The organism is Maribacter sp. Hel_I_7, from assembly GCF_000688315.1.
Taxonomy (GTDB): Bacteria; Bacteroidota; Bacteroidia; order Flavobacteriales; family Flavobacteriaceae; genus Maribacter; species Maribacter stanieri.
Genome location: NZ_JHZW01000002.1, coordinates 243,607 through 260,681, shown reverse-complemented (window position 1 = coordinate 260,681; position 17,075 = coordinate 243,607). Strand labels below are relative to the sequence as shown.

General features: G+C 35.9%; 12 protein-coding genes. 11 read left to right on the top strand and 1 reads right to left on the bottom strand.

From position 1 onward, the window contains the following. The first annotated feature begins 201 nt into the window (after positions 1-201). From P178_RS0102630 to eutC, 10 genes are all read left to right on the top strand, one after another. Positions 202-3,381 carry a SusC/RagA family TonB-linked outer membrane protein gene (locus tag P178_RS0102630; RefSeq protein ID WP_027064751.1) on the top strand — a complete coding sequence of 1,060 codons (3,180 nt, stop codon included), beginning with the start codon at positions 202-204 and terminating at the stop codon, positions 3,379-3,381. A gap of 30 nt (positions 3,382-3,411) precedes the next feature. Beyond that, positions 3,412-4,965: a SusD/RagB family nutrient-binding outer membrane lipoprotein gene (locus P178_RS0102625; protein ID WP_027064750.1), complete on the top strand. Its 1,554-nt coding sequence runs from the start codon at positions 3,412-3,414 to the stop codon at positions 4,963-4,965. Positions 4,966-5,023: 58 nt separating this feature from the next. After that, positions 5,024-6,634, top strand: coding sequence for an alkaline phosphatase family protein (locus P178_RS0102620; RefSeq protein ID WP_036146238.1), 1,611 nt, complete (start codon positions 5,024-5,026; stop codon positions 6,632-6,634). Positions 6,635-6,636: 2 nt separating this feature from the next. Beyond that, complete coding sequence (locus tag P178_RS0102615) at positions 6,637-7,914, top strand: MBL fold metallo-hydrolase (RefSeq protein ID WP_051638152.1); 1,278 nt, start codon at positions 6,637-6,639, stop codon at positions 7,912-7,914. Beyond that, positions 7,901-9,253, top strand: coding sequence for an aspartate aminotransferase family protein (locus P178_RS0102610; protein ID WP_027064747.1), 1,353 nt, complete (start codon positions 7,901-7,903; stop codon positions 9,251-9,253). Before P178_RS0102615 ends, P178_RS0102610 begins: the two co-directional genes overlap by 14 nt. Positions 9,254-9,259: 6 nt before the next feature. Then, positions 9,260-10,846, top strand: coding sequence for a fibronectin type III domain-containing protein (locus P178_RS0102605; protein WP_027064746.1), 1,587 nt, complete (start codon positions 9,260-9,262; stop codon positions 10,844-10,846). 7 nt (positions 10,847-10,853) lie between these two features. Continuing rightward, complete coding sequence (locus P178_RS0102600) at positions 10,854-11,939, top strand: alkaline phosphatase family protein (protein WP_036145615.1); 1,086 nt, start codon at positions 10,854-10,856, stop codon at positions 11,937-11,939. 278 nt (positions 11,940-12,217) lie between these two features. After that, complete coding sequence (locus P178_RS0102595) at positions 12,218-13,540, top strand: amino acid permease (protein ID WP_027064744.1); 1,323 nt, start codon at positions 12,218-12,220, stop codon at positions 13,538-13,540. Then, the gene (locus P178_RS0102590) at positions 13,541-14,911 is read left to right on the top strand and encodes an ethanolamine ammonia-lyase subunit EutB (RefSeq protein ID WP_027064743.1); all 1,371 of its coding nucleotides are present in this window, start codon (positions 13,541-13,543) and stop codon (positions 14,909-14,911) included. Continuing rightward, a complete protein-coding gene (eutC, locus tag P178_RS0102585; RefSeq protein ID WP_027064742.1) occupies positions 14,908-15,651 on the top strand; it encodes an ethanolamine ammonia-lyase subunit EutC in 744 nt (247 codons plus the stop codon). Before P178_RS0102590 ends, eutC begins: the two co-directional genes overlap by 4 nt. Before the next feature lie 176 nt (positions 15,652-15,827). Here the strand turns inward: eutC and P178_RS0102580 are convergent, their stop codons facing one another. Continuing rightward, a complete protein-coding gene (locus P178_RS0102580; RefSeq protein WP_027064741.1) occupies positions 15,828-16,439 on the bottom strand; it encodes an SIMPL domain-containing protein in 612 nt (203 codons plus the stop codon). Between the two features lie 200 nt (positions 16,440-16,639). Here P178_RS0102580 and P178_RS0102575 point away from each other — a divergent pair, with 200 nt between their 5' ends. Continuing rightward, a complete protein-coding gene (locus P178_RS0102575) occupies positions 16,640-17,044 on the top strand; it encodes a two-component system response regulator (RefSeq protein ID WP_027064740.1) in 405 nt (134 codons plus the stop codon). The last annotated feature ends 31 nt before the right edge of the window (positions 17,045-17,075 follow it).

Here is a 17,075-nt window from a genome sequence, read left to right as displayed (position 1 = left end):
GGATGTGGCTGCTAACATCTATTTTAAAGGAGGTTTACATTAAACTAACGTTTTGCATATTTGTAAATAATGTTTAACTAACTTTTTGCTAACCTTGTGCTTGTAATGGTTGCAATTGCTTAATATATATAACTGTTTTCATTCAATTTTCATTTAGATATTTGCTGAACTAACAAACCAAAGTTTACAAATACGAATAAAATGAAAAGAACATTATTAATTACAATGGTTGCTGTTTTAGCAAGTTTTGTAGCACATTCCCAATCTATGCTAACGGGAACTGTGTTAGATGAAAACCAAGTTCCATTACCCGGTGCTACTGTGGTGGTTAAAGGAACTTCAAATGGGGTTGCCACGGATTTTGATGGTAACTTTAGTATTGAACTAACCGGTTCAAACGATATTTTACTGGTATCCTATATAGGTTACATTAAAAAAGAAGTTGATGTAACAGGAAAAAGCGCTACAATTATTTCATTGGAGCCAGACTCTCAACAATTAGATGAGGTTGTAGTTACCGCTTTAGGTATTGAAAGAGAAAAGAAATCTTTAGGTTATGCCTCTCAAGAACTGAACAATGACGAAGTGGTGCAAGCAAGAGAACCAAACCTGTTAAACAGTATGTCAGGTAAAGTTGCTGGTCTACAAATAACTAACAGTCCAACAGGTTTAGGTGGCTCGGCTAGAGTATCTATTCGTGGTGATGCTTCATTGAACATCAATGGTAACTCGCCATTGTTTATTGTAGACGGTACTCCTATCAGTAATGAAATTGTAGGTTCTAGTGGTTCTGGTACACAAAGTGTAGATTACGGTAATGGTGCTTCAGAAATCAATCCGCAAGATATAGAGTCTATCAACGTTCTAAAAGGTCCTGCTGCAGCGGCACTTTACGGTTCTAGAGCTGCCAACGGTGCTATTATTATTACTACAAAAAAAGGAAAATCTCAAAGTAGTAAACTAGGTATCTCATTTAATACGGGTGTTACTATTGAAAATGTTTTGATGTTGCCAGACTGGCAAAATGAATATGGTCAAGGGAACAATCAACAATTTGCTTTCGTGGATGGTAGTGGCTCTGGTATTGCAGATGGTGTTGATGAAAGCTGGGGGCCAAGATTGGATACAGGTTTGATGATTCCACAATTTGATTCTCCTAGAACAGACGGTACTCGTGGTGGTGACACTTTTGTTAGTGATGCGGATATTATTCCTACCCCTTGGGTTTCTCAACCTGATAATACTAAAGATTTCTTTGAGACAGGTATTACTAAGACCAACAGTATCGCTATTTCTAAAAGTGGAGAAATGGGTAATATGAGGTTATCCTTTCAGAACCTAGATCAAGAGGGTACATTGCCAAATACAGATTTAAAAAGAAACACGTTAAGCTTTTCCGGTACTATGAATGTGTCTGATAAAGTAAAAGTGAATGCCAATATTAACTATGTAAAAACAGATAGTGATAACAGACCTGCTGTAGGTTATGGTACCGAAAGTATAATGTATCTTTTTATATGGTACGGACGACAGTTAAATACGAATAATCTTAGAGATTACTGGCAGCCAGGTTTAGAGGGTACACAACAATTCAATTACAACTACAATTACCACGATAACCCTTATTTTACAATGTATGAGAATACTAATGCACAAGACAAGGACCGTATTTTCGGTAATGTAAGTCTTACCTATGATATTAATGAAAACTGGAAGTTGTTATTGCGTAGCGGTCGTGATTTCTATAGAGACTTTAGAGTTCGTAAAAGAGCTTTTAGTACCCAACGTTTTCCTTTTGGAACATATCAAGAAGATAATATTTTCTTTGAGGAAAGTAACTCTGATTTCTTATTGAGCTATGACAAAAACTTAGGAGAAAAGTTTAAACTTAATGTATCTGCTGGCGGAAATCAACTTCGTCAAAAGCAAGATTTTACCAAAAGTGTAGCACCACAATTAATTAATCCAGGGGTTTATTCTTTTAATAATAGTAGACAGGCTGTACAAGTAAGTTCTAACAATAGCGAAAAACGAATCAACAGTTTGTACGGTTATGCACGTTTTTCATATGACAATGTTTTGTTTATGGATGTTACCGGTAGAAATGACTGGTCTAGCACCTTGCCAGAGGGGAATAATTCTTATTTCTATCCTTCGGTTACATTAAGTGCCATCGCAAGTGATATTTTCAATATGCCAGAATGGGTTTCATTTGCTAAAGTAAGGGCGGCCTATGCAGAGGTAGGTAATGATACAGATGCGTACAGACTTCGTAGCTTTTATCAAAATGAAACTCCTTTTGATGGTTCTACGCCAATCTTAACAGAATCTTCTTTAATACCCAATGCTGATCTAAAACCGGAGATTACGGGTTCTTATGAATTTGGATTAGATCTTCGTTTCTTTCAAAGTAGGGTGAATTTGGATCTTACCTATTATGATAGCGCTACCAAAAACCAAATCATCAATATCAGTACAGATATAGCCAGTGGCTACAGTAGTCAGTTGATCAATGCAGGTGAGGTTCGCAATTATGGTTTTGAAGCGATTGCCAATTTTGTGCCTGTATTGACAGATAATTTTAAATGGAGCTCAACCTTCAACTTTGCTACCAATAAAAGTGAGGTGACCGATTTAGGTGATGACATTCAATTTACCTTGACCGAGTCAAACGGAGCATTTATTCAAGCTCGTGAGGGTGGTTCTATCAGTGCAATTTACGGTAGGGGTTTTCAAAGAGTAGAAGATGAAAATAGCGAGTATTTTGGTCAAATGATCATTAATAACCAAGGTATACCTGAGCGTACGGATGATTTGGTGTATCAAGGGGATTATGCTCCAGATTTTACTTTGGGTATGCAGAATACCTTTAAGTATAAGAATATAGATCTTGGATTTTTAATAGATACCAGACAAGGTGGTATTGTAGTTTCTAGAACCAAAACTATTGGTAGTACTTCTGGTCAATTACAAGAAACCTTGGTGGGTAGAGAAACAGGTATAGTGGCAGAAGGTGTTGTAAATACAGGAACGGCTGAGAGTCCGGTGTATACGCCCAATACCGTAAATGTAGATGCTAGAACATTCAACAATAGATATTACGAAAGAGATAATGTGGAAGCTGCTAAATATGATGCTTCTTACACCAAATTGCGTGAGGTTTCTTTAGGGTATTCTTTCCCTCAGAAAATGATTCAGCAATTGCCTATTAGCAATGCTCGTATTTCTGTAACGGGTAGAAACTTAATATTGTGGACAGAAAATCCTCATTTTGATCCTGAGACTGTGGGTGTATCTGGTGGTACGTTGCAGCCAGGTATTGAGAATATGTCTTACCCAAGTTCGCGTTCGTTTACCTTCAACTTACAGGTTAATTTCTAATAGAAGTAGCTACAATAAAATAAAGAAATCATGAAAAAAACATTAGTAATAATATTTACCCTAGTTATGGCGGTAAGCTGTACCGAGAATTTTGAAACGATTAATATTAATCCTAATTATCCCGCTTCTGCACAACCAGAACTATTGTTGCCGGGCATTCAAAGAGAGATGGCATACAATTGGGGCGGTCAAGGTTGGGAAGAAGGTTTTACCGTAGTACAATATGGCGCACGATTACAGTTTACTAGTGGCGATACCTATAATTGGTCACCTTCTGGCGATCCGTATGATAATGCCTATGCATCTTTACGTGATGTGGAAAATATCATTAGGGATACTAGGGAAAATGAAGATGCACAGAATTACTATGGGGTTGCCTTGGTAATGAAATCTTGGATATACTCTTATGTTACCGATGCGTATGGCGATGTGCCTTATTCAGAAGCCACTAGTGGTATCGAAAACGGAAATGTAACACCTGTTTTTGATGCTCAAAGTACTATTTATGCCGGTATTCTGGCAGATTTGGAAATGGCGAATACACTGTTGACCGATGCTGATAATATTTCGGGTGATATTTTCTACGATGGTGATATTGCAAAATGGAGAAAATTTGCAAACTCCCTTAGACTACGTTTGTTAATGCGTATCAGTGATGTTGATAATGCAACTGCAGTTGCAGGTATGACCCAAATAACAAGTAATCCTTCTGTATATCCAATTTTTGAAAGTAACGATGATATGACTTTCGTGGAATGGAATTCTGATAATCCACAACCTAAATATGATACCCGTAGTGGTAGTTTTGATGAGGTTCGTTTAAGCCAGACTTTAGAGACACGTTTAAAAGAGTTAGGGGATAACCGTTTGTATGTTTTTGCACAACCCACTTCAAATTCTGAAAAAGGAATTTTCTCTGAAGATTTTGATGATTATGTAGGTATGCCAAACGGATTAGATGATGAGGCTGCTTTAGGATACAGTCCTACGGGAAACCCTGATGAGTCTGGATCTAACTTTATTTCTAGATTAGGTATTTTACTAGGATGTAGAGCATGTAATCCAGAAGAAGCTTCAGCTACAGCTTCACATACAATTATTATGAGTTACTCTGAGCTACAGTTTATTTTAGCTGAAGCAACAGAAAGAGGATTCATAACTTCTGGTGATGCAGCAATGTACTATGAAAATGGAATTAAAGCTTCTTTTGAGTATTATACGGAAAGAGTTGCTGCAGGCGGATGGTCAGATATTACCAATGCAATGCAGGCTACAGATCTTGACGCATATGTAGCACAAGATGCTGTAGCCTTTACAGGTGATTCCGATGATAACTTAGCTAAAATTGCACTTCAAAAATGGATTTCTCTTTTCTATACCGGTTTTGAAGGCTGGTCAGATTGGAGAAGAACTGGTATGCCAGAGGTGACGCCTGGTCCAGATGCTGTTAATGATGGTCGGGTTCCAGTTCGTTTTCAATACCCAAATTCTGTAAAATCTACAAACAGTGAAAACTACAATGCAGCTGTTCAAAACATGGGTGCAGATAATATTAATACCAAACTTTGGTGGGATGTTTATTAAGCACGTGGATCTTAAAATCTTAGTGAGATTTATACCAATTTTTTTACTGACCATAGGGATGACGTCCCTATGGTCTTGTAATTATGATAAGTTAGATGATCTAAGTAATAAACCAATCCATGTTGTAGTAATTGGGTTTGATGGGTTAAGTCCTGACGGATTGCAACAAGCCAATACACCTACTTTTGATAAAATAATGGTAGAAGGGGCATCTACTATGCATGCAAGATCTGTATTGCCAACAAGTTCTAGTACTAATTGGGCTTCCATGATTATGGGTGCCGGACCAGAACAACATGGTATTACCTCAAATTCTTGGGAACGGGATAATTTTGTCTTACCCGCGGTTACACAAAGCGAACCCTTTTTATTTCCATCTATTTTTCATTTAATACGTGAACAAAAAAGTTCTGGAGAAATTGGTGCTATTTATCACTGGGGAGGTTTTGGGAGACTTTTTGAAAAAAGTGATGTGGACTTTGATGAGAACCCAGCCACGGAAGAAGAAACTGCCGTAAATGCCAGTAGCTATATAAAAGTGAAAAATCCACTGTTTACGTTTATTCATTTTGATCATATAGATCATGCTGGTCATGAATATGGGCATGGTACAAAAGAATACTATGCTTCTGTTGAAAAGGCAGATTCATTATTGGCAGAGGTTTTGAAAGCAATTGCAGAGTCAGACATGGCAGATAACACAATGGTCATAATTAGCTCCGACCATGGTGGAACAGGAAAAGGTCACGGCGGCGAGTCATTAGATGAAATAGAGATACCTTTTATTGTATGGGGTAAAGGTATAAGAAAGAACTATCAGATAAAGTATCCGGTATATCAATATGATAATGCGGCAACAGTAGCATATGCATTGCAAATTGAAACACCACGTGCTTGGATCGGTAAACCGGTTATTGAAGCCTTTGAGGGTGAAAAAGTGATTGATAAGTATCCTATTCTAGTGCAGTTAAAACAACCGGAATTAGGGATGCCTGCTAAAGGGTATGCTTCTGAAGGCGGATTGTATAATGATTCTGCAGAGCTTATTTTAAAAAATCCAAATGATAAGGGCGAAATTAAATACACACTCAATGGTACCATGCCAAAAAGTAACTCAGAAACGTTTACTTCCTCTGTTTTACTTAAGGAAAATACAGTGGTAAAGAGTGCCGTTTTCGTTGATGGGAAACTAAGTAGTCCAGTAAATGAGGCTTATTTCAGAATAAAACCGGTAGCTCTTGTAAAGCCTATTGATTATGAGGTTTTTCATTTAGATAACTTGTCTTTTATTCCATCTATAGGAAATAGAAAACCAGATGCAAAGGGTAATACTTTTGAATTTTCATCAGTTGAAGTCCGGTCGCACATAAAGCCAAACACTTTATTCAAATTTACCAGTAATCTTAAAATCGAAGAAGAAGATAACTACGAATTTGCTATTCGCTCAGATGACGGCAGCAAACTATTTGTAGATGGAGCTTTGGTAGTTGATAATGATGGTGATCACGGTGTTAGAACAAAAAACGGGAGTGTTGATTTGGAAAAAGGGAATCATATCATAGAAGTGCTATGGTTTAATGGCGGTGGAGATGGTTGGTTAGATGTATATGTAAATAGCGATAAAATGCCTAACCAAATTTTGTCTACGAATCTTCTATTAAACAATTAGACTTGAAAAATTATAGACATCTAAGTTTGGTTTTTATTCTCTTTATTTCAGCATTGTGTTCGGCCCAAAGTAATGGTGAGCAGCTGCCATCTTGGGAAGAAGGTATGTTAGTTATTCACCACATCAATACGGGTAGGGGAGATGCTGCTTTTGCAATTTTACCAGATGGTACTACATTGTTGATTGATGCGGGCGATACGTCAGAGAAGCACCCACGAACTTTATCGGCACGAAATGCGCAACGTATGCCTAATACTAATAAATCGGCTCCAGGTTGGCTTATAGATTATATACAGCAGTTTTTTCCAAAAGGATATAAAAAACAGTTGAATTATGCATTGATTACTCATTACCACGATGATCATTTTGGTGAGTTGGATAGTTTGAGGTTGAAGGCTTCTGATGGAGATTACTTGCTTACCGGTATTACCGAAGTAGGTCATACGATACCTATTAATAAGATGTTGGATAGAGGGTTTTCATATCCAATTAATTTAAAGGATTACGCTATCCAAAACCAAGAACGGTTTACAAGCGATATCTATGGTATGGTACCAACCCTTAAAAATTATTGGAAGTTTTTAGAGGTTAAAAAGCATAAAACAGGAATGGTTCACGAGCAATTGGTCGCTGGTCAAAAAAATCAAATAGCACTAGTAAATAACCCCAATAAATTTCCAGAATTTCAGATCCGCAACATTGCTGTTAACGGTACCATATGGACAGGAATCGATAATGATACGCTAGCACTTTTTTCCAATGGTATTTACCCAGGTGAAAATCCGTTGAGCACCGGTATAAAAATCAGCTACGGAGCGTTCGATTACTTTACAGGCGGAGATATAAGTGGCGTGAACGATTTTGGCGGAACAGATATGAATTCTATAGAAGCCAATATTGCACCTGTTATAGGAGCCGTTGATGTGGCAACATTGAATCATCATGGTAATCGTGATTCTCAAAATACGTACTATGTTCGTTCGCTAAGACCTAGGGTTTGGATTCAGCAAAATTGGTCATCAGACCATCCGGGTGATGAAGTTTTAAGGCGTATCACCTCTGAAAAACTGTATCCGGGGCAGCGCGATATCTTTTCAAATGTAATGTTGCAAGCAAATAAAGATGTAATTGGTAATCGGTTGAATCAATACAAAAGTCAGAACGGACATATTGTACTTCGTGTGCATCCAGAAGGGAAATCATACACTATTTTTATTCTTGACGACACTTCGGTGAAGCGAGAAATAACAGCACAATTCGGACCTTATGAAGCAAGATAAATCACAGAATAGGCGTACAGAAGGTGATATTAATGGTACGAAGGCAAGGAAAGAATGGCATGCGGGTATTACTGATGCGAAGACGTTGCAACTTTTAGAAAAAGATGCCCGTTACTTTTTTCATCAAGCCTTATCCACCCCTTGCTTAGATGTATTAGATAATTGCAATGGTCCATATATTGAAAACATATCGGGTAAAAAATATCTTGATTTTCATGGAAATAATGTGCACCAATTGGGTTTTTCGCATCCAAAATTGGTACAGCGTTTAACGGAACAATTACAGGGACTTACATTTTCAACAAGAAGATATACCAATGAGCCTGCTATCCGATTTGCTGAAAAGCTGACTTCTTTGCTTCCCTCAGATTTGAACAGAGTCTTAATGACACCTAATGGAAGCTCGGCAACAGGTATTGCGTTGAAATTAGCGCGCGCTATTACCGGTAAATTTAAGGTAGTATCATTTTGGGATTCTTTTCATGGTGCTTCACTTGATGCAATTAGTGTGGGTGGTGAAGCTGTATTTAGGGAGTATATGGGACCTATGATGCCGGGTGTTGAAAGAATACCGCCACCGGTAACCTATCGTGGAATTTTTGAAGGTAACGAAAGCAAATGTTTAGAGCATTTAGAATATGTGTTCGCCAAAGAAGGTGATATCGGCGCTTTTATAGCAGAAACAGTGCGTAACACAGATGTGCAATTGCCTTCGGTTGAATTTTGGCAAGAAGCCCGTGCCTTATGTGATAAATATGGAGTTGTTCTCATTTTAGATGAAATACCTATTGCATTGGGCAGAACAGGGAAAATGTTCGCTTTCGAGCATTATGGAATAGAACCAGATATTCTGTGTTTGGGAAAAGGATTAGGAGGAGGCATTTTTCCTCAAGCGGCAATTGTAACCCGAGATCGGTATAATAATTTTTCGGATATATCATTGGGACATTACACCCATGAGAAGAGTCCACTAGGTGCAATGGCGGCATTGACAACCTTAGAAATTATTGAGGAAGAGAAAATTTTGCATAAGATTGCGGGCGACTCATTGACCATGTGTACTGCAATGACTATTTTAAAAGATAAATATGACTTGATCGGTGATGTTCGTGGTCGTGGATTGTTATGGGGAATAGAGCTGGTAACCAATAGGGATACTAAAGAGAAAGCAATACATCAAGCGGAACAGGTAATGTATGAATGCCTTCATAACGGATTAAGCTTTAAGGTGTCTGCAGGTAATGTGCTGCAATTGGCACCGGCATTGACTATTTCTCGCAAAGAATTAAAAGATGCAATTCAAATATTAGATAATGCGCTATATCGCGTCAGTAATTAAACAGTTATGAAAATACATAAATTCATTTGGGTGGCTATCTTATTAATAGGGGCATCAACATATGCACAAGATAAGGTTGTTTTTGTGGTACAACCCTATTTACAAAATGCAAGTCCCACCGAAATGACTATTATGTGGGAGACTTCTATGGGAGAAGAGAGTGTAGTTGAATATGGAACTTCTCCTAAATTGGGCAAAAAAGCTACGGGTGTTGCTAATGATATTAATTTTACCAAAGCTCGTATTCATGAAGTGAATATTACTGGGCTAAAACGTTTTACGGAATATTTTTATAGAGTAAAAACGGGTAAGTTATTATCAGATATCTATCAGTTTAAAACTCCTCCATTTGCGAGTGATCATGAATCATTCAATCTTTTGGCAATGAGTGATATGCAAATAGATCATCAGAACCCTGATAAGTTCAATGAAATAGTAAATAAGGGGATAGTACCATTTTTAAAATCGGAATACGGTAACGAGGTGCCTGATGATCTAGCATTGGTTTTAGTCCCTGGAGATTTGGTGGAGAACGGGGCAAAATATGAGCAATGGCAAAATGATTTTTTTAAACCTGCTAAAAATTTATTCTCAGAAGTACCTGTGTATCCTGTTTTAGGTAATCACGAGCGTAATTCTAACTTCTATTTCAAATATTTCAGCCTTCCTAAAAACGGAACACCAGCATATGCAGAGCATTGGTGGTATAAAGATTATGGAAATACCAGAATAATAGGACTGAATTCAAATGAAGGCTATAGAGATAACCGTGAGCAATTTGCGTGGTTGAAATCCTTACTTGATGAAACAGCGAAAAACGAGGATATTGATTTTGTTTTTGCGCAATTACATCATCCACACAAATCGGAATTATGGATTCCTGGTGAAGAAGAATCTTCAGGTAAAGTGGTGAAAATGTTAGAGGAGTTTACAACAGAAACAGGAAAACCAAGTCTTCACTTTTTTGGACATACGCATGGCTATTCTCGTGGGCAATCTAAAGACCATAAACATTTATGGATTAATGTTGCAACCGCAGGCGGAGCAATTGATAATTGGGGTGAATTTGAAGGTAGGGATTATGATGAATTTAGTGTAACCCAAGATGAATACGGTTTTGTTATGGTTGAGGTAGATGGTGATAAAACAAACCCAAAATTCACCATAAAAAGAATTAGTCGGGGTAATGAAAAGGTATTTCGAGAAAACGAACAGACCGATGAGATAACTATATATGCCAATGAGCATAAACCAAATATTCCAATAGCTGTTTCACCAAATGAAGTAATAGAATTTACAGGAGGTATGTTAAAGGCAGAACCTTTTGAAAGTACTTTTGAGAATGCCTATCATGCAGCTTCGCACTGGCAGATTTCTACTACTGATGATTTTACTAATTTGGTGTTGGATAGCTGGAAGCAATCTGAAAATTGGTATTATTTGGAAAACCGTCAAAAAGGTGATGATTTAACCGATGAACCTACTAGAAGATTACAACCAAACACCTCTTATTTTTGGCGTGTTCGTTATAGAGATCAACATTTAAATTGGAGCGACTGGTCTGCAATACAACCATTTAAAACTAATAATTAAATTACTTATGAAAAGATTATTTAAAGTAACTGCTATTATCATTTTATTGACTTCAATGTCAATAAAAGCGCAGCAAGACAAGAACCCAAATGTGTTTTTAATTACATTAGATGGGGTACGTTGGCAAGATGTGTTTACTGGCATGGATACTAACTTGTTAAATAGCGACTATACTGAAAACAAGGAGCTATTAACGAGTAAATTTATGGGAAGCTCTTTAGAAGAAAACAGAAAATTACTTATGCCATTTCTCTGGAATACCATTGCCAAAGAAGGTCAATTACATGGGAATAGATCAAAAGGAAGTAAAGTAGACCTCACCAATAAAATGCTATTTTCTTACCCAGGATATAATGAGATTTTAACGGGTAAAGCTGATGATGAAAATATAGACAGTAATGATAAAAATTACAATAAGAATAGTACCATCTTAGAAACAGCGAACATGTCTAATGTTTATAAGGGGAAAGTGGCAGCCTTTGGTAGCTGGGATGTTTTTCCGTTCATTATTAATGATAAGAGAAGTGGAGTGCCGGTTAATGCTGGTTATATGGATGCTTCTGGTGATTTAAATGAAAAAGAAAAGTTTTTAAATGAGATACAACGTCAAGCGCCTATAGTATGGGAGAGTGTTAGGTTAGATGTTTTTACGCATCATTTTGCAAAAGAATATGTAAAAAAGAACCATCCCAAATTAGTATATATTTCATATGGCGAGACTGATGATTTTGCGCACGGTGGCTTGTTTGATTTCTACATGAAGTCATTACAAAATACAGATGCTTTAATTGCCGACTTATGGAGTTTTGTTCAAAATGACCCTATATATAAAGACAATACTTATTTTATAATAACAACCGATCATGGAAGGGGAGAAGGTATTGAGGAAGGTTCTAAATGGACAGGTCATGGTTCAGATGTAAAAGGAGCAGAACATACATGGCTAGCTATATTGGGTCCAGATGTTAAGGCAATTGGAGAAGTTAGTAATGGGCAATTATACACCAATCAAATTGCGCCAACAGTTGCTAAAATTTTAAACTTAAAAATAGATGCAGAGGTGATGCCGGGGAATCCACTTAAATTAAATTAGTCTAGTTGCATATAATGCTAAAATTTGTGTGCAACTTAATATGAGATAATAACCGATACATCTTTAATGTGTATCGGTTTTTTTATTACTAGGGTTGGCTTAAATGTAGTTTATGTATGCTTAAAATTCAAATTACCCAATTATTTTGTGTGATTTTTAATGATTTCGAAGTTTTTTACGAGTCCCTTTAAATAAAAATACATGTATGGGTTTACACCTATAAATTAAGCTATTTTTAAGATGATTATGATTCATCTTAATTTTATTAGAATTTAGAAATGATAGTATCTGAAGATAATAAACAATCTAAAAAACTTGGAATTTTTGCCATCTGGGCTATTGGTGTGGGAATGGTTATTTCTGGCGAGTCTTTTGGTTGGAATTTAGGTTGGGCCATTACAGGACCACTATGGTTTTTTGTTCCGGTTGCTGTAGCGGCACTAATGTATTTTGGCTTGGTACAAACATTAATTGAATTGGCATGTGTATACCCAGATGCTACAGGGCCACATACTTATGTAGAAAAAGCTTTTAATAAAAAATGGGGGGCATTTATAGGATTGGCCATTCTCTTTGAGTTTTTATTTGCCACACCGGCTATAGCAAGTTCATTGGGTGAGTATTTAGGGTTTTTAATGAATGATCTCTCTTTATCACCTTGGATAAGTACACTATTTTTGTTGGGTTTTTCGATTGTTAATCTTTTTGAAATGCACATAGGTGTCCGTTTTTTAATTCTATTGACCCTTTTGGCTATTTTGGAACTTTTTATGTATCAGGGTTCAGTATTTACTGCTTTTGAACTTCAGAACTTGTCAAATTCAAATGTGGGTAGTTTAGATTTACAAAGTTTTGTGCAAGCAATTCCGTATGCGATGTGGTTATTTTTGGCAATTGAAGGGATATCGCTGATGACTAACGCAGTGGATAGAAAAAATTTTAGAAAAGTTATTGGGCGAGGTTATAATTTAGCATTTTTTACACTTCTTATACTTGCAGTTTTAGTTTTGGTGTTGGCGGCCGGAGGTATTGATTGGAATTTGCCCGAGAGTTTAGGATTATTGGAAGAAAACCACCCAATGCCAGCATCTATGGCTTTGATATTGGGAAAGGATCATTTTCTGGTGCAGGTCTTTACTTTTATTGGTTTATTTGGACTAATAGCTTCATTACAAGGAATAGCATTTGCGGCAACCAAACAGTTAGAACCATTATTGCCAAGTATTAAGGATAATTTGGTGTCAAAACGAGTTATAGCCTCTACAATAGTATTTGTCATAAGTTTAGCGGCTATTTGGACAAGTCAAACCGGTTTTTTAATTGAGGTATCTGTATTTGGGGCAGTATGTATGTATTTTGCGGTAAGTAGTTCTTTATTGGTATTGAGAAAACGAAACAATATACTGGCAGCGAGAGTTAATGTAAAAAATACTGCCTATTCACATGATAATTTTAATGGTATATTTTCATCGTTCAATGCATGGGTTGCAGTCATAATTTCACTAATTTGTATAGGGTCATTTGCGTATCTACAATTTCAAGCCTTTATTATTTTTATAATCTGTAGTTTGGGCTATGTGTTTTTAATTAGAAGAAAATAAATGGTATATCGTTTCACATTAGGACACCAAAACTACCTATTTGATGATTTAAAAACTCTAATGGCTAAGGCAAGTCCTCACCGTTCGGGAGATGTTTTGGCGGGTATAGCGGCTAAAAACAATGTAGAACGAATTGCTGCTCAATATGCATTAAGTGAATTACCGTTAAAAACATTTTTAAAGGAGGCTGTTGTACCGTATGAAAGTGATGAGGTTACCCGTCTAATTATTGATACCCATGATGCTAAATCCTTTGAGCGTATCTCGCATTTAACTGTGGGTGAATTAAGAGATTTTTTTTTGGAAGACACTACAAATGGAAATACAATTCTCGAGTTAAGTAGAGCACTTACACCTGAGATGGTTGCAGCAGTTTCTAAATTAATGAGAAATCAAGATCTCATTGTGGTATCTTCTAAAATTGAATTAGTCACGCGTTTTAGAAATACATTAGGCTTAAAAGGTAATGTATCTATTCGACTACAACCCAATCATCCGACCGATGATTTAAAAGGAATTTTAGCAAGTACTATAGATGGTTTGTTATATGGTTGCGGAGATGCCGTAATTGGTATCAACCCGGCTACAGATAGTCCGGAGGTGACAATTAATTTATTAAAAATGCTTGAAGACCTTCGACTAAAATTTGAAATACCAACACAAAGTTGTGTGCTTTGCCATGTAACTACTGCAATGCAAATTATGAAGAAGGCTCCTGTAGATCTAGTGTTTCAGTCCATTACAGGTTCAGAAAAGGCAAATAGTTCTTTTGGGATAAATTTAAATCTATTGTCTGAGGCTCATCAAGCTACTTTAGAGCTTGATCGTGGTACAATAGGTAACCAATGTATGTATTTTGAAACAGGTCAAGGATCTGCGCTATCTGCCAATGCCCACCATGGTGTAGATCAACAAACTATGGAAGCAAGGGCTTATGCGGTTGCTAGGCATTATGATCCATTATTGGTGAATTCTGTAGTGGGTTTTATAGGACCCGAATATTTGTATGACGGTAAACAAATTATACGTGCAGGTCTAGAAGATCATTTTTGTGCAAAGGTAGTAGGCTTACCTATGGGGATGGATGTATGCTATACCAATCATGCAAATGCTGATCAAGATGATATGGATAATCTGCTAACACTTTTAGGTGTTGCCGGCTGTAATTTTTTTATGGGTGTTCCAGGAACAGATGATATCATGTTGAATTATCAATCTACTTCATTTCACGATGCGCTTTATATACGAAAAGTGTTACAGAAAAAACCTGCGCCAGAATTTGAATCTTGGCTATTAAAAATGGGTATTATAGATGGTGATGGGGTTAAATTAGATGTAAGGGGTTCACATAAATTATTAACCAATCTATGAGCAATAAGTTAGAAATACCAGCTAAATGGCAGCAACTTAAAAGTTATACAAAAGCTAGAGTAGCATTGGGCAATGTTGGTACTAGTTTGCCTTTAAACGACGTACTTGCACTTAAGCATGCACATGCCTTGGCTAAAGATGCCATTCTTACTCAATTAGATAAAGAGTTTCTTAAGATTAAGGCTAAAGAACATGATATTTTATGCAGTGAATTCAAAAGTCAGGTTAAAGATCGGTTAGAATATTTAAAAAGACCTGATTTAGGTCGTAAACTAGTAGCTGCTTCTGAAGTTGAAAACATAAAAAAAGTAGATATTGTCATTGTTATAACCGACGGTCTATCTGCAACGGCGGTCAATTCAAACTCTTTTTCAGTTTTGGATGGTGTTTTGCCAGATTTAAAAGAAAAATTTTCTATTTGTATTGCTTTAGTTGAACAAGGAAGGGTTGCAATTGGAGATCAGGTGGCAGAATTTTACAATGCTGATTTTGTTGCTATTTTAATAGGAGAACGCCCAGGTCTTTCGTCTCCAGAAAGTATGGGTATTTATGTAACTTATAAACCCAAAATAGGATTTACAGATGAACGTAGAAATTGTATTTCCAATATTCATAAGGATGGTTTATCGAGTATTCAGGCGGCTACCTTACTTAAATATCTGATTGATCGTTCTTTTGCATTAAAGATTAGTGGTGTAGAGTTGAAGATTGATTTAGGAGCTATACTAGCTGATGAGTAATTTTACACCAATCAAATTGCGACAATTGTTGCTAAAATTTTAAACTTAAAAATAGATGCAGAGGTGATGCCTGCTACCACTTTAAAGTTGGAATAAAAGATTATTCTAAGTTTTCTATAATTAAAATGGACCTGTTTATACGTTAAACAGGTCCATTTTTTATAAAAATTAAGCTGCTATTTCATTTGGTAAACAACATTTACTGTAAATTGTTCTTGATAATCAGTGTAGTAGCTAGTCCAGTCTTCGTTGTGGTATTGATTGCTACTAATAGAAATTATTTCACCAACGCTAGTATTTATTGCCTTACATAAGCTATTTGCATTATCCATAGCATCTTTTAATGCTAATTCAAGAGCTGCTTTATTTTTTTCTGAAGATATATGTTGTTTAACTTGAAATTGTAATTGTACACCTTGCAAATTGGTCTTTACTAATTTCATAGCTATTTCTTTAGAGTTGGTTTCATAATAAAGTACTGTACCATCTCTTTGGTAGCCTAAAGAAAAATATTCCATTTCTTTTTCTTCAAATTTAGATACATCAACACCATTTTCTTTTAGAGCAGTAAAGTATTGTTTTTTTAATTGCTCCAAATTCTCCATTCGGGTATCGGCATAATAGACTTGATCCATACTCAAGGTAGCCTTAATACGATACTTTTCAATTGTCTTCTCTAAAGGCGCTGCGCCAGATACCGTCACTGTACGTTCTTTTGAATTAGTTTGGGCTTCAGTAGATGAAATTCCAATTAAAATTAGTACTAAGATCAGTGTAAATTTTTTCATTTTTATGTGTCGTTTATTTTTTATCAAATTTATGATTTTGTAACCTAAATACTCTGTTATGTTTACTCAATATAGGGGTTATAGGCAATTTTACACCTTGAAAAGTGATTTAGTATATAAAAAATTTGTGAGTTTTATCTTGTTAACTTATATTAACAAATAAAATTGCTAGGTAATATTTATAAAGAAAATAGTTTGTTATGAAAGTTGACACGGTTTGTATAATTGATGATGATCCAATTTGCGTTTATGGTACTAAAATTTTGTTGAATCATAATAATTTTGTGAGTGCAAATATTCTAGTTTATGAAGATGGAGAAGAGGCGTTAATAAATCTTACTTCTCAATTATTAAATAGGCAGCGAATGCCAGATATAATTTTGTTGGATTTAAATATGCCTATTATGAATGGATGGGAATTTTTAGATAAATTTCAAAAATTAACTTTCACAAATAAACCTCAAGTATTTATAGTCAGTTCACACTTTGATAAAAAAGCAATTGAAAAGGGAAGAAGTTATGAATTGGTACGTGATTTTATTTCAAAACCATTAATCGCAAAGAATCTTAACGATATTATTTCTATGAGTAAGATTGCAGTTTAAACGCGCAAAGTTCATAAAATAAAAAACCACG